Source organism: Loktanella sp. DSM 29012 (assembly GCF_900110705.1).
Classification (GTDB): Bacteria; Pseudomonadota; Alphaproteobacteria; order Rhodobacterales; family Rhodobacteraceae; genus Loktanella; species Loktanella gaetbuli.
Genome location: NZ_FOEJ01000008.1, coordinates 1 through 14919 on the forward strand (window position 1 = coordinate 1; position 14919 = coordinate 14919).

At 62.3% G+C, this 14919-nt stretch carries 9 protein-coding genes and 1 pseudogene; 4 read left to right on the forward strand and 6 right to left on the reverse strand.

Features of this window, described 5'->3' with window-relative positions; all coding sequences use genetic code 11:
* The 3 genes and pseudogenes from BMX27_RS15070 to BMX27_RS15080 all read right to left on the reverse strand — a co-directional run.
* A pseudogene (locus BMX27_RS15070) lies at positions 1-323 on the reverse strand (IS5/IS1182 family transposase); the annotation flags it as partial.
* A gap of 93 nt (positions 324-416) precedes the next feature.
* On the reverse strand, positions 417-1583 hold the full coding sequence (locus BMX27_RS15075) for a nucleotide sugar dehydrogenase (RefSeq protein WP_090160962.1): 1167 nt from the start codon (positions 1581-1583) through the stop codon (positions 417-419).
* A gap of 66 nt (positions 1584-1649) precedes the next feature.
* Entirely contained in the window at positions 1650-3116 is a 1467-nt protein-coding gene (locus BMX27_RS15080) for a CDP-glycerol glycerophosphotransferase family protein (RefSeq protein WP_090160963.1), read from the reverse strand.
* Positions 3117-3301: 185 nt separating this feature from the next.
* Between BMX27_RS15080 and BMX27_RS15085 the strand changes: the two genes are divergently transcribed.
* The 4 genes from BMX27_RS15085 to BMX27_RS15100 all read left to right on the forward strand — a co-directional run bounded on the left by BMX27_RS15085 (position 3302) and on the right by BMX27_RS15100 (position 10814).
* On the forward strand, positions 3302-6778 hold the full coding sequence (locus BMX27_RS15085) for a bifunctional glycosyltransferase/CDP-glycerol:glycerophosphate glycerophosphotransferase (protein WP_090160964.1): 3477 nt from the start codon (positions 3302-3304) through the stop codon (positions 6776-6778).
* The gene (locus BMX27_RS15090) at positions 6775-9168 is read left to right on the forward strand and encodes a LicD family protein (RefSeq protein WP_090160965.1); all 2394 of its coding nucleotides are present in this window, start codon (positions 6775-6777) and stop codon (positions 9166-9168) included. Before BMX27_RS15085 ends, BMX27_RS15090 begins: the two co-directional genes overlap by 4 nt.
* A 75-nt stretch (positions 9169-9243) precedes the next feature.
* Positions 9244-9639: an adenylyltransferase/cytidyltransferase family protein gene (locus tag BMX27_RS15095; protein ID WP_090160967.1), complete on the forward strand. Its 396-nt coding sequence runs from the start codon at positions 9244-9246 to the stop codon at positions 9637-9639.
* Positions 9640-9641: 2 nt separating this feature from the next.
* Entirely contained in the window at positions 9642-10814 is a 1173-nt protein-coding gene (locus tag BMX27_RS15100; RefSeq protein ID WP_090160969.1) for a LicD family protein, read from the forward strand.
* Here the strand turns inward: BMX27_RS15100 and BMX27_RS15105 are convergent.
* Genes BMX27_RS15105 through BMX27_RS15115 form a run of 3 tightly spaced genes read right to left on the reverse strand, consistent with a single transcriptional unit; the run spans position 10811 to position 14903 of the window.
* Positions 10811-11629, reverse strand: coding sequence for an ABC transporter permease (locus tag BMX27_RS15105; protein ID WP_256212584.1), 819 nt, complete (start codon positions 11627-11629; stop codon positions 10811-10813). The two genes, BMX27_RS15100 and BMX27_RS15105, sit on opposite strands and share 4 nt — an antisense overlap.
* A gap of 3 nt (positions 11630-11632) precedes the next feature.
* Positions 11633-13000 (reverse strand): phosphomannomutase, encoded by a 1368-nt coding sequence (locus BMX27_RS15110; protein ID WP_090160973.1) that lies wholly within the window; start codon positions 12998-13000, stop codon positions 11633-11635.
* A 13-nt stretch (positions 13001-13013) separates the two neighbouring features.
* Positions 13014-14903, reverse strand: a complete 1890-nt coding sequence (locus BMX27_RS15115; protein ID WP_090160976.1) for a polysaccharide biosynthesis protein — start codon at positions 14901-14903, stop codon at positions 13014-13016.
* Positions 14904-14919 lie beyond the last annotated feature (16 nt).

Genomic DNA, 14919 nt, shown 5'->3' on the forward strand with positions numbered 1-14919 from the left:
CCCCGAGAAGCCAGTCCACGTCCGGCAGGCTGCTCAGCAATGCTCGTGCGCCGATGTAATCGCTGACCTGACCCGCCGTGACGAACAGGTTCAGGGGCCGGCCTTCGCTGTCGCAGATGGCATGCAGCTTGGTGTTCATGCCGCCCTTGGTGCGACCAATCAGGCGACAGCGCCCCCCCCCTTTAACGCCCATGCTGGTCGCTGTCCGGTGGGCCTTCAGGTAGTTGGCGTCGATCATCGACGCGCGGTTTGCCGTGGGATTTCGGGAAGAAGGGCTCGAGGCGCGCCATCTGCGCATCCGTCAGCCAGAAAAGATCAGACATGTTCACCCCCCATTTTTGCAGCGGTGAATCACCCCGTCAGGCGGAAATCAATGGGTCCTGACCCTAAGCCGTCGTGTAGCTCATGCAGAGGGATCAGTCGTTGCCGAACAGATCCCGCGTGAACACCCGGTCCGATACATCGGCGATATCATCCGTCAGCCGGTTCGCCACGATCAGATCGCAGCGCGCCTTGAACGCATCCAGATCGCGGATCACCTCGGAGCCAAAGAAACGCTCCTCTTCCAGCGCGGGTTCATAGACCACGACGGTGATCCCCTTGGCCTTGATCCGCTTCATGATGCCCTGCACCGATGACTGTCGCCAGTTGTCGGACCCCGCCTTCATCACCAGCCGGTGGATGCCCACGCAGGCCGGGTTCATCGCCACGATCCGGTCGGCCAGCACGTCCTTGCGGGTGCGGTTGGCATCCACGATGGCCTGCATCATGTTCTGCGGCACATCGGCGTAATTCGCGAGGAGCTGCTTGGTATCCTTGGGCAGGCAATAACCGCCGTAGCCGAACGAGGGGTTGTTGTAGTGATCGCCGATCCGCGGATCGAGGCCCACACCCGCGATGATCTGGCGGCTGTCCATGCCCCGCATCAGCGCATAGCTGTCGAGTTCGTTGAAATAGGCCACGCGCATCGCAAGGTAGGTATTGGCAAAGAGCTTGATCGCCTCGGCCTCACCCGCGTCGGTGAACAGCACGGGCGCGTCCTTTTTCACGGCCCCCTGCACCAGCAGCTCGGCAAAGCGGCGGGCCGCCTCGCCCCGGTCGCCCACGATGATCCGGCTGGGGTGCAGGTTGTCGTGCAGCGCGCGCCCCTCGCGCAGGAATTCGGGGGAAAAGAGGATGGCGTCCGACCCAAGATCCGCGCGCAATTCGGCCACGCAGCCCACGGGAATCGTCGATTTGATCACGACCGTGGTGTCCGGTGAGGCGGCCAGCACTGCCTGGGTCACCGCCCGGACAGAGCTGACGTCAAAGAAATTCGCCACCGGATCGTAGTTCGTGGGCGTGGCCACGATAGCATAATCCGCCCCCTGCACCGCCGCCGCCAGATCGGTGGTCGCACGCAGGTCCAGCGCGCGGTTGGCCAGATAATCCGCGAGCTCTGCATCCTCGATGGGGCTGCGGCGCGCGTTCACCAGATCCACGCGCGCAGGGTCCAGATCGACGGCCACGACGGTGTTGTGCTGTGCCAGCAGCACCGCATTCGACATGCCCACATATCCCAGACCGACCACGGCGATTTTCATGGTGATGCTCCTTGTGCGATGCAGCCCCTATTGCACACAATGTCCCCATGGGAACAGCCGCCTGCGTCAGTCCTGTTTCAGCTGTGCCAGCGCCGCATCAAAGCGGTCCATCATGCCGCCACCCGACAGACTGAGGGATGCTTCTGCCACGGCCGCACGTGCAGCCGTCATCTGCGGTCCCGTGCTGTCGGACAGGGCCTGCGCGGTCTGCGCCGGATCAGTCAGGATTGCGGCCGCCTGTGCGGATGCAAATTCATCGCGCACCTGATCGACCGGCATTTCACCGAAATGGCACAGCACGATGGGCTTGCCGGTATACAGGTAGTCGTTCAGCACCGAGGAGATATCGCAGATCAGCAGGTCGCTGTCGTTCATCGCCGTATGTATCGGATAGTCAGGCCCGTGGACGGTCACGCCACGCTGCTGACACAGGGCCAGCATGCGTTTGCGCCAGACAGCCTGGGCCTGCGACTTGGATCCGGTCAGCGGATGCAGTTTGACCGTCACCTCAAGCTCCGGCACTGCCAGCAGCGCCTCCAGCATGGCGAAGCCCTCGGCGCGCACAGAGGTATAATCGGCCTCTTTGACCAGCCCTTCCCAGGTCGGCGCATAGAGCACCCGGCGCACCGGGCCTGCAGGATCGGTCAGGCGCGTCAGGTCCAGTTCGACCGGCGGGCGGCCGATATGCACGGCCTGACCCTCGCGCAGAGCAATACCGGCGTCAGTCAGGCGCTGCTGCGCCATCGGCCCCGCCAGGAACAGACGATCGTAGGCCTGCAACAGCTTGCTCTGATTGACGACCTTGTCGCTTTCGCCGTGGTTGATGAACACGTGCTGCAACTGCGCAAAGCGCAAAAACCCGGTATTGGTCTGCGGATTACCCGTATAGAGCATACCACTGGCTCCAGTAGCCGTAACCTGCTCGTTGCCCCGCAGGCTGCGCGTGACCAGGACCGGTAAATCTGTCGGTGGCAGTGCTGCAGCAAAATCCTGCGTTTCACACAGGATCGCAAACTGGTGGCGTGACGCCGCAAGCACCGGCAGCCATTGGGTTAACTGATATGTATTCGCAGCCAGGCCTCCGGTATAAACAAAGAAATCCGGTTTTATCTGGCGCAGCGCCCGCTGGGTTTGCGCATGCAACGCGCGGTAATGCTGCCGTGCGCTGATCCCGTACAGACCGAACCCCAAAACGACGATGATGGCCGCCCACAGCGTCCAGCCCGTCAACAAGCCAAGCACCAGCAAAACCACACAACCATATCCGACCCAACGACCGTAGATTTCATGGGGCACCTGCCCGGCTGGCCATAGCATCACCGGCACGGACCGTGTCAGCAGGGTCGGAACATAGAGTGTGATTCCCTGAACGAGCAGCACAATGACCAGCCCCAGCATGTCGTCGGCGTCCATCGTGACTGTCGGCACGACCAGCCCCAATGCCAGGACAAGCAGACATCCCAGAAGCGATATAAACAACGGAAGCTGCCGTACCGCCGAGAGCTGGCCCATGATGCTTAAATAGCGCCGCATACGGAGCTCCTCGATGTCGGAATGTGCCGTACGGGGCCTGCCCATTGTCACAAGTTGCGACAGGCATAAGACCCTGCGTGCCAAAGGGCAACGCGCCCGGTCACGGCCCATAGCGTTGATCATCGTTCAGGGTCGCTATAGGACGGCATTCACCAACAACAGGCCCCATTCTAGGAGACCGGTCCTTGACGTTTGCACGCCGTATCAAGACACTGATCAAGCGTGTCCGCGACGACGTAAATCGTCCGGGACGTCAGACGACCGTTTCGGTCATTGTTCCCGTCTACAATGTCGAAGCCTTTCTGCCTGCATGTTTGGATTCGATCCTCGCACAGACCCACCGCAAGCTTGAAATCATCTGCGTTGACGATGGATCGCCTGACGATTCGATCACCGTGCTTCAGCGCTACGCAGCACGTGACAAACGCATCAAGATCGTGCGCAAGGCCAACGGTGGTCTGGGTGCTGCGCGCAATACCGGTGTGGAACATGCCACCGGAGAGATGCTCTGCTTTGTGGACTCAGACGATACGATACCACCGCAAGCCATCGCAAAGATGCTGGGCAGCCTCGTGCACAGCGGGTCTGACTTTGTCGTAGGGTCGCTGATGCGTGATACGCCCACAGGGCGCTACGTACCACCTTGGGCACAACGACTACACAGACACAGTCGCACAGGATGTCGCTTGGCGGACGAACCGGAGGTGCTCAAGAACGTCTTTGCGTGGACAAAACTATACCGGCGGGCATTCTTCGAACGGGTTGTCGGCGGCTTTCCAACTGGCCTCTACGAAGACCAGCTTCCGTCACTTAAGGCTTACAAGGCAGGCACCTTCGATATCCTCAGCGACGTCGTCTGCCACTGGCGCATCCGCGACGACGGGACCTCTATCACGCAGCAAAAGGCCTCGCTTGACGACCTGAACGGACGCTGGCGTGTGATCGCGGACCTGACCGCTGCGGTTGCGGATGAACCAGATGCGATCAAACGCCCACTGCTGGTCAAGATCATCGGTTTCGATATGCGGCCCTACTACGAACAGGTACCACGCACAGAAGACGCCTATTGGAACACGCTACACGCCGAGGTACGCGATTTCATCGATACGTTTGGATATGACCTGCTACGCGCGGTATCCGTCTCTGACCGGCTGATAGCTGCTGCGGCCTATCATGGGCACCGCGCCGATATCTCCACCTTGCTGCAACGCCGCGAACGCCAAACCTGGCAAGTGCCCGGCACCGTCATCAACGGGACCGCACGGATCTGCGACGTCTATTTTGATGGCTTGGACCTGCGGCCCGACGGAGTGGTCGAATGCCTCAATCCAGGGGTGAATATCGACGTTTCGCAATACATCGATACTGTCACAATCGATGCGAAAACACTGATCGTGCGCGGCACGGCATTCTTGAAAAATCTCAGCCAGACCGCTGCCAACAGCACGATCACACTACACGCGCATCAGGTCAGTGGTGACGGGCCGGACCGCGTGGTGCAGAGTGATCGACTGGACCGCTTTGACGCGCCAGAGGCCGATGTCCGTGCCAATGACCCCTGGAACGATCACGCCGCCTCGGGCTTTGAGGCGCATTTTGACCTGACGGCACTGGCAGCGGGACACTGGAATCTGCAGGTGTCAGTGACGGTGGACGGTGTGACCTGCACGGTACCGCTGGCCGCTGACGATCAAACCGCACAGGGACGGCTGGCAAGCTTTGCCGAGGCCAGTACACAGGGACGGTGGAGCATTATGCAAACGGCGCGAAACGCCGGTTTGCAGTTGCGGTACGACCCATTGCCCGGCCCAGCCGTGCAGGACGCATGGGCCACCAAGGATACGCTCTGCCTGAAGCTGGCAAATGACGTCCAGCCCGGTACGCGGTTCCGGGCCACCGCCCGCCTGGGCCGCGTCACGGGCCGCGTCACGCAAGAGGCGGACGGGGCAGTCGTGACCTTCAACATTCCGCCCCGCTCAGGAATTTTGCGGGACTGGCAGTTCTGGGCCGTCACAGGCCGTCTACGCAAACCGTTGGTCTGGGGCAGAGCCGAACGGCGAATCCGGACCGACCGGATGCGTCCCTACCTCTATCGCGCCGCCCCCAAGGGCGTGATCTGCCTGCAGACCGCACCCTTGGTCGCTGAAATCACCGATGTGACCCTGACCGATGGTGGCTTGCAGATCAGCGGATGGCGCCACGGCGGCGGTATCGTCACCGCCAGACTATTCAGTCAATTCGTACCCGGCAGTGGTGCCAGACTTCCGTCACAGGATGGCGATTTCACCGTGACACTGCCACTGACGACAAAGGCTGGCAGCCCGCTCAGCCGCACTCGCGGCTATGCCGTCGTCCTTGTACCGCAGGATGGCGAAAAAGTCTGGCCACAGGTGTCCAATGACCTTGGTGCAGGGTTGCCCATTTCACAAAAGCACGACGGTGACAGCGTGACCTTGACCCTGACCCCCCGTGCCCAAGCCCTGTGGGTACAACTGGGTCGGGCACAAGGCACCGTGCGCGCACTCAGGACAGAATATCTGTTGCAACAAGCCTACCGCGCCGATCATGTGCCACGGGATGCGGTCCTGTTCGAGGCCTTTGGCGGCGCTACGATCGGCGATTCCCCACTGGCGCTGTCGCACGCGCTGCACCAACGCCAGCCACAGACGGCACAATACTGGTCAGTCGCATCACCCACCATATCGGTGCCAGACTGGGCCACGCCACTGCTGCGGTTTTCGCCCGAATGGTACGACATGCTGGCCAGTGCCCGCTTGTTGGTGAACAACAACAACTGGCCTTGGTTCTTTATCAAACGACCCTACCAGACATATCTACAGACCTGGCATGGTACGCCCCTCAAAAAAATCGGCCACGATGCGCCCACAACCAGCCTGTCGCTCAGTTACCGTGCCCTCATGGTGAACGAGGCGGCCTCCTGGGACTACCTGATCGCGCAGAATGATTACGCGGCGCGGATCTTTCCGCAGGCCTTTGGCTATGCTGGCGAAATCCTTCAAGAGGGCTATCCACGCAATGACGCACTGGTCAACGACGCGGCGCATGATCTGCGGCAGCAGACACGCGACACGCTGGGTCTGGACGACGACACCCATGTCCTGCTCTACGCCCCAACCTGGCGCGACAACCTCAAGGGACCGCACGGCGGATACGGGCGCGTGTTCTTTCTGGACATGGATTTGCTGCAGGAACGCACGCAAGCCAAGACCGTCGTGCTGTACCGTGGCCATTCCAATACGGCCAATGCCGCCAACTGGTGTCCGCCAGGCGTCGTCGATGTCACACACCACCCGGATGTCAACGCACTGATGCTGGCCTCCGATGCGCTGATCACCGACTATTCGTCGATCTTCTTTGACTACGCGGTCATGGAAAAACCAATCTATTTCCTCGTGCCGGATCTGGATCAATACGCCGATGCCACGCGCGGATTCTACGTGCCGCTGGCTGATATCGCGCCCGGCCCGCTATGTGCCGATACCGCTGCGCTGGTGCAGGCGATGAATGTGGATTTCAACGCGACCTATGGGGACCGGCGCGACACGTTGCGCGCCGACTACGCCCCAAAAGACGATGGGCGCGCCGCTGCCCGCGTGCTAGACATTTTGGACCAGCGGCCAAAGACAGGACACCCCAGATGAAGCACTCCCGGGCCCGTACCGCCGTTACCAATCTTGCGAAATCCCTGATGGCGCGTCGTATGCCCAGCCGGTTCGGCAGTCGGCGCCAGCGTCACCTGCTGGACCAATACGAGGTCGCAGACCTCATCGAGGTCGATGGCAAGATCCCGCTGAACTACTTTACCTACACCAAGAACTTTGGTGATCTGATTTCACCGTGGCTGGTCAAAAAAATGACCGGCAAACCCGTCGCCGTCGCAGATCGCAGCCAGCCGCATTACGTCGTCGTAGGCTCGATCACCAATCAAGGCTCGTCCCATTCGATCCTCTGGGGCACTGGCATGTATGGCACGGAATCCCAGAAAGAGGTCGCAACCGACGCCCGCTATACCGCCGTACGTGGTCCACTGACCCGATCCAAACTGTCTGCCTCGCGCGGGTTCGGCGCAACCGTGCCCAAAGTTTACGGCGATCCCGCCCTCTTGATGCCCTGGTATTATTTTCCACGGGTCAAGATCACCCATGAATACGGCGTCTGCGTCCGATGGAGCGAACGCGCATGGCGCGAGGCCTCCTACGGGCCTGGGGTCAAGATGATCGACTTTTCCCGTACCGACATTCAGGGTGTGGTCCGCGATATGCTATCGTGCCGCAAGATCGTGACGTCCTCGCTGCACGGGCTGATCCTCGCGGATGCTTATGGCATTCCCAGCGCGTGGCTGGCCTCGACCTCTCCGCGCGGCGGCGAATTCAAATTCCATGACTACTTTGCCAGCGTGCAAAAATGGCGTCTTGCACAAGAGTTGGATCTGGCGAAACGCACGGTCACGACCAAACTGCTGGGCAACGCGCTGACTTTCAACGGCGCGCCAATGCACTATGACTACGGCCCGCTGCTCGAGGCCTGCCCGTTCCTGCGCAAAAAGGGCTGCCCCAAGGCGCATCTACCACCGCACGAGGACGGTGTCGCCCATCGCAGAGCCCCGGGCACCACCGCGATGCTGCCCTCGCTAGGGTTGTTCGGCGGCGTCCACGCTGATTACCTGTCATTGCCGACGGGGGGCGATATCTCAAAGGTCACACTCTTTCTGGCGAACAGGGCAACCGGTCAAATCGATCTGCGCGGGCTGGAACTCTTCGATTCCAACGGCAAGAAGATTCCCATTGCAGAAACTGATGTCACGGTCACCCAAAGCAGTAACGCCATGTCGAAAAATGGCGCGCGCGATCTGTTCGCCTTTGGCGGTGTCCGGACCAAGCCAGAGGAAAGTCCCTATGTGACCGTCAGCTTTGCCAACCCCGTCAGCGCCGGCACACTGCGTGTCTATAACCGCCGGGATGGTCAGAGCCTGCGCGCACGCGCGCTGTCAGTGGCCATGGCCGATGCGAACGGCCATTGGCGCCCGACCCTATCAGTCAATGCCACACGCGTCGTCGACACCACACTGGATTTGCTGACCCGAATAAGCGGTGTGTCACTGGACCGCCACATGCTCGAGGATCCGGCGATGGCAGCACTGGCGCGCACGCAGGTTCTGCAGGCGCTGGCAAAGCGGGTGCGCAAGCGCAAGCCGATGCTGACCGAGGATGCCACTGAACAACGTCTCTTGCTACAACTGTTTCCCACACAACGCCTGCCCAAAGGGACAGATCTCAGCGACGATGAATGGACCGTTTTGGCACATCTACTGGCAGCTCAACGTCTGCGCGTACCTGGGTCCACCACCTCAATGCACCTGTTCCAATCCGTGCTGAACAGCAAGGCACGGTTGGAACGGCTGACAACCGAGGTCAAAGCCGCAGCCTCCCGGATCGGGGCAGGTGATCTGATGCTGGCACGGCACGGGTTTTCCGACGTCTCTCGCCTGCGTGCAAACGCGGATGTATTCATGACATGCTTGGAAAACGCCAATCGGGTATTGGAAGAGCTGGGTTTCCCGGCGATGATTGGCTACGGCACATTGCTGGGTGCGGTGCGTGAGGGTGATTTCATCGCCCATGACGACGATATCGACCTGATGATCCCCTTCGAAGCCGCCAACCGGGCCGCACTGGAACCACAGCTAGCCGCCTTGTTTGAGGCTCTGCGCGACAAAGGCTGGCGGACAACCCGGCCCAATAGCTATACAAATTTTCACATGCATGACCCGGCAACAAAGCAATATGTGGACGTCTTTCCGCTCTTGGTGAACGGAGAAAATACCAGTTTGCACATGTCGAAAATGGCGATGAAAACCATCCCCACTGCTGTTCTGCTGCCCCCCGGTGAGATGACGTTCAAGGGCCGGACCGTCGGTACACCCGCACAGCCAGAGGCCTTTCTAGAAGCACGTTATGGCACCGGATGGACCGTCTCAGATCCTTATTATGACTGGCCTTGGCAGCTGACGGACGATACCGCCCGGGGATAAATCTTGAAACCGGGCCTGCGCACATGATACCGCCTCACAAACCAAAGGCCCACAGGGCCCAGAGAAGGCGGCCACATGAAAAAAGTCATTACCTACGGGACCTTTGATACGTTTCACTATGGCCACGTCCTACTGTTGCAGCACGCCCGCGCGCTGGGGGACCACCTGACCGTCGCGATCTCTTCGGATGCGTTCAACGACATCAAGGGTAAGCAGTCGCATTTCGACTATGAAACGCGCCGCGCCATGCTGGCAGAGCTGCGTTGCGTCGACGTCATCATCCCAGAGGAAAACTGGGAACAGAAACGCACCGATATCACCGAGCACAATATCGACGTGTTCACCATGGGGGCGGACTGGACCGGCAAGTTCGACGACCTGAGCGATCTGTGCCAGGTGATCTACCTCCCCCGCACGCCCACCATTTCATCGACCGCGATCAAGCGTCTGCACACCGAGCAGGCCGGATAGGCATGTCCCCACGCGCCTTTCGTGCGCTGCGCTGGCTGAACCGTTCTCATGGTCCTGCGCTGCGTCTGACCTTTGCCGGACTGATGGCGGTCGCCACCTTCATCATCACCGGCCGCGCCGCCTTGGCACGCGAAGCGGCCGCCTTGTGCCGTGGTGACCGGTTCGCCACAGCATTGCACCGACTGCGTTGGTATCTGACCCACGGCTGGACGGCGCGCATGATGCCCGGCGATGTTCCACTGTTCGATCCGACCAGCGACATGGACCCCGGCGCGGTGCACGCGCTTGCGGACTGGCTGGCAGGGCGCAGGGGACTGCACGCCGATCTTGCCAGGCTCTATGTGCTCGCGCGCCAGATCCGCGACAGCCGGGACCCCGCCGAACAGCAGGCCCTGATGCAACGGTTCGAAACACAGGCAAGCGATCTGGTCCGTGACATGACCTATCCCGACACCCGCAAGCAGGTCGCCGGCAAATCCGCGCCGCAGTTCACACTGGATCAGGCCCGCGCCGCCCTGTCTGCAATCCAGTCATGCGACCTGCCGTTCTACGTGATTTCCGGCACCTTTCTGGGTGCTGTGCGCGAAGGCGCCTTTCTGGCCCATGATTATGACATCGACGTTGGCATCGACATCGCGGATTTCGACGAAGCCAGGCTGCGCCACCAGATCACGGCCGGCCCCGATCTGGCCTATATCAATGCCAGCGATCATCTCGACCTGACCCGCGATCCCGACGGTTTGTGGATCGGCCAGCCGCTGCCTGCTCTTATCCGGGTCATGCACGCCAGCGGCATCGGCATCGATATTTTCGTGCATCACCCTGACGGTGATCTGTGCTGGCACGGCTCGGCCAAGCATCGCTGGGACAACAGCGCATTCACACTGTCCGATTACGCGCTCTCGGGCCTGTCCGTGCGCGGCCCTGCCGACGCCGACCGCTACCTGACGGAAAACTACGGCGACTGGCGCACGCCGGTGACCAGTTTCAACTGTTCGACCGGCACGCCCAACGTGTCATTCCCGCGCAATCCCAGCGCACTAGCCGAACAGCTGCGCACAGCCTTGTTGCCGGGACGCCCTGCCGACCGGCAGGTCGCCGCCCTGATCCTGTGGCAAGAAGGCTATCTGCATCGCACCGGTGATCGCACGACATTCCGGTTCGGCTGGGCCTAACGCGCCTCCAGCACCTTTGTATAATTGGCCCGCATGAAGATCAGTCCCAGCAGGATCAGCACCAGCGCCAGACCGAACCCGTAGGTCAGCGAAATGTAGGTCGGGTGATAGACGGAATAAAATCCGGTGCGCACCAGGCCGGTGACATGCACCAGCGGGTTCCACCACAGAAAATTCTGCACCCCCTGCGGCATGTCCTCGAGGATAAAGAAGATGCCCGAGGCCAGGAACAGCGGCCGGGTGATGATCTTCCAGATGGTTTTCCAGACCGGGAACAGGCCGAACAGCACCGCGTTGACCAGACCGACCCCCAGACCCAGCAATGCGGCCATGGCCAGCCCGACCATGATCGGGCCGACGGTGATCGTCAGGTGCAGTTCGAACACCAAGATGATGCCGACGATCACGATGCAGAACACGGTGATCTGCGTCAGCAGGTGCAGTATGAACCGCGCCAGCACCGGGTCTGCCCAGGTCATGCGCGGATAGGCCAGCAGGGCGCGCGAATAGATGATCGCGTTGTTCGTCTTGCCCTCGATCTCGCTATACAGCGTGAACGGCAGGAACCCCGTGGCGTAGAACATCGCGAAATTGGTGCCCAGCGACGGTGCCCGCACGATCAGTGAAAACGCCAGCGTCAGCAGCGCCAGCATGCCCACCGGTTGCAGCACGGCCCAGACATATCCCCCCGGAGAGGCCCCGTAGGTCGCCGCCATCTCGCGCAGGATCAACGCCACGATGGCGCGCACCGATTGGAACCGGGGCGGCTTGAGGTTGGGGCTGGGTAGTGGCGTATCGGTCATGGGGCTCTGCATCAATCAGCCCAGCGTCCGGCGCAAGAGCGCAAGACCCCGGTCCAGCGTCATGGCGGCGGCATCGGCGCTGTCGCTTTCGACATAAAGCCGCAGTTCGGGGGCATTGCCAGAGGGGCGCAGATGCACGATGCGCCCGTCCATCAGTGTCATGCGCAGCCCGTCGGTGCGGTCGATCGCCTGTTCGGCACCGTCAAGGTCATCCAGAAATGCGGCTCTATCCTGCAGTTCAGAGCCTAATTTTTCAACCAGAGCCAATGAGGCTTCGGTCGGCACCCCTTGCAGGCGGTCGGCGGCGGTGAACCGGGCGGGCTGGTCTGCCACCAATGCGGCCAGCCCACCTGCCGCGCGGGCCGCGGCCAGTGGTGCGACCCAGGGCAGCACCGCGTCGCGCGTCGCCAGTGCGGACAGTTTGCCTGTCAGGCCCTCTGCATCGAACCCCAGCAGGAATCCCCCGTTGGCCTCGTATCCCACGACACGACCCCCCGCCTGGTCCATGCCCGCGATCACATGGGGCGACCCGATCCGTGTGCGGATCACGCGACCGAACACCTGTTCGGCCCCGGTATTCGACGATACCGGCGTCACGGCCACGTCAGCCCCCAGTGCTGTGCCGGTGATCTGGCCCAGAATGTCGCCGGGGATCACGCGGCCCGCCGCATCGGTCAGCAGTGGGCGGTCGCCGTCGCCATCGGTGGATACGATCGCATCAAGGTGCTGTTCCGCGGCCCAGTCCCGCAGTTGCGCGGCCACACCCGGATCGACCGCTTCGGTATCGACAGGAATGAACACTTCGGACCGGCCCAGTTCCACCGGCGTGGCCCCCAGACCCGCCACCACTGCCAGCAGCAGGTCGCGGCCCACGGCGGAATGGCTGTAGACGCCGATGGTCAGCCCCGCGAGTGCCGCGCCATAGGCGCTGACATAGCGGGCGACGTAATCGGCACCTGCGGTCGTGTTGACCGTCAGCGTGCCGGCTTTACCCGCAGGGGCACGCCCCAGATGCGTCAGGATCGCCGCCTCGTCATCCTTGCCGATCTCGCCACCCGGCAGATAGAACTTCAGCCCGTTACGGTCGGCGGGAATATGGCTGCCGGTGATCATCACGGCCGCGGCCCCCGCCCCCATGGACGCCAGCGCCAGCGCAGGCGTCGGCACCGCACCGCAATCGGTCACGGCCAGCCCTTCGGCCCGGGCGGCCTCCATCACCATCGCGGCAATCGCAGGCGAGCTGTCGCGCAGGTCGCGTCCCACGAACAGACCTGTCCCCGTATCGCAGGCCGCGACAAAGGCGCGGACGTGATCGGCCACCAGATCGGGCGTCAGGTCCACGACAAGGCCGCGCAGGCCAGAGGTGCCGAATTTGGGGGGCATATCGGGTCTGTTCCTATTGTTTGACGTCTTGCGTGCGCGGGGTCAGCACCTGTTCGCCGCCTTCGACCCAGCGGGCGACCAGCGCGCGCAACGCGTCCTCGTCGGCGGTGTCCAACGCGCGGCGCAGCGCCTTGAGGGCTGCGGCAACCTCGATTTCAGAGGGATGCGCCTCGCGGGCCTGCATGATCTTGGGGTGCGGCGTGGTCAGCTGGCCTTCACCGATCAAGAGCTCTTCGTAGATCTTTTCGCCAGGCCGCAGCCCGGTGACCTTGATCTCGATATCGCCGTCGGGGGTGTCGTCGTCGATCACGCGGTAGCCGGCACTTTCGATCATCTGGCGCGCCAGATCATAGATGCGGATGGGCGCGCCCATATCCAGCACGAAGACATCGCCGCCCTGCGCAAAGCCGCCCGCCACCAGCACCAGCGCGGCTGCCTCGGGGATGGTCATGAAAAACCGGGTCACATCGCGGTGGGTCAGCGTGACGGGTCCGCCCTTCTGGATCTGTTCCTGAAACAGCGGAATGACCGACCCCGAGGACCCCATGACATTGCCGAACCGCACCATGGTGAAAATCGTCCCGCCATTGCCGGACCGACTGGCCATGTCCTGCAGGATCATCTCGGCCAGGCGTTTGCTGGCCCCCATGATGTTGGTGGGGCGCACCGCCTTGTCGGATGAAATCAGGATGAACCGGTCCACACCGGCGGTCTGGGCGGCCTGCGCCAGCGCCTGCGTGCCCAGCACGTTGTTGGACATGCCCACCAGCGGATTGGCCTCGACAAGCGGCACGTGTTTGTAGGCGGCGGCGTGCAACACGACCTGCACGCCGTGGGTGGTCATGACGCGCAACAACAGCGCCTCGTCGGTGATCGTGCCCAGCACCGGGACGATCTCGATGGTCTGGTCGCGCAGCAGGGCGCGCAATTCCATGTCCAGCGCATAGAGCGCCAGCTCGCTGACCTCGAACAGGACCATCTTGGACGGTTTGCGGGTCAGCAGTTGGCGGCACAGTTCCGACCCGATGGACCCGCCCGCCCCGGTGATCATCACCACGCGGTCCTTGTAGGTGGCCCCCGATTTGGGCAGCGACCCGTCCAGCGCCTCGCGGCCCAGGAACCGGCCCGGCACCACGGGCTGCAACTGGTCGATCAGCGCCTCGCGCCCGGTCAGCTGGGCGAATGACGGCAGGGTCTGCACCTCCAGCCCCATGTCCTCTAGCCGGCGCGACAGCTGGGCCACCCGCGCACGCGGTGCCGACGGCATCGCCAGCAGCACGCGGTCGATCTTGTGTTCGCGCACCAGCGCATTCAGCGCCACGGGCGGCGACACCATGATCCCCTGGATGATGGTGTTCTGCACACTGACATTGTCGTCGATGAACGCCACGGGAAACACGGTTTCGTCCCCGCGCAACGCGGCGGCCAGCTGGCGCCCCGTGCGCCCGGCCCCGTAGATCAACACCCGGCTGATGTCCTGCCCCTGCCGGTAGATATGCAGCAGGATGTTCAGCATCGCGATCCGTGCCGCGACCGAAATCAGGAAATAGACCAGCGCAAAGTTGATGAAACTGGCCAAGGGGGCCGCAACCCCCGCCATGTCATAGATGACCGCCGCCGAGACCCCCATCAGCACCGCATGGCCTGCGGTCAGGGCGATGGCGTGGCTCTCGTAGGATTTCAGCTGCACCTGCGGCAGGCCCAGCACGCTGGACAGCAACCCGCCGATGGCCATCAGCACCGGCAGCGCCAGCCAGTGCCGTGCCAGCGTGTCGGCATCCACCAGCGCATTGCCCTGCAGCGTCAGCGCCACGATCAGCGCCACCGGGATCAGCAGGATATCGACACACAGCAGCACACCGCGCTTGGCGCGTCGCGGCAGAATGCTGACCCATCGATACATAGACACCCGTTCCCGA

What these genes read in the sequence shown, in the direction of transcription:
- BMX27_RS15105 (WP_256212584.1), bottom strand. Translation starts at nt 11,629, where the DNA reads ATGCAGAGCCCCATGACCGATACGCCACTACCCAGCCCCAACCTCAAG.
- BMX27_RS15080 (WP_090160963.1), bottom strand. Translation starts at nt 3,116, where the DNA reads ATGCGGCGCTATTTAAGCATCATGGGCCAGCTCTCGGCGGTACGGCAG.
- BMX27_RS15115 (WP_090160976.1), bottom strand. Translation starts at nt 14,903, where the DNA reads ATGTATCGATGGGTCAGCATTCTGCCGCGACGCGCCAAGCGCGGTGTG.
- BMX27_RS15095 (WP_090160967.1), top strand. Translation starts at nt 9,244, where the DNA reads ATGAAAAAAGTCATTACCTACGGGACCTTTGATACGTTTCACTATGGC.
- BMX27_RS15110 (WP_090160973.1), bottom strand. Translation starts at nt 13,000, where the DNA reads ATGCCCCCCAAATTCGGCACCTCTGGCCTGCGCGGCCTTGTCGTGGAC.
- BMX27_RS15090 (WP_090160965.1), top strand. Translation starts at nt 6,775, where the DNA reads ATGAAGCACTCCCGGGCCCGTACCGCCGTTACCAATCTTGCGAAATCC.
- BMX27_RS15075 (WP_090160962.1), bottom strand. Translation starts at nt 1,583, where the DNA reads ATGAAAATCGCCGTGGTCGGTCTGGGATATGTGGGCATGTCGAATGCG.
- BMX27_RS15100 (WP_090160969.1), top strand. Translation starts at nt 9,642, where the DNA reads ATGTCCCCACGCGCCTTTCGTGCGCTGCGCTGGCTGAACCGTTCTCAT.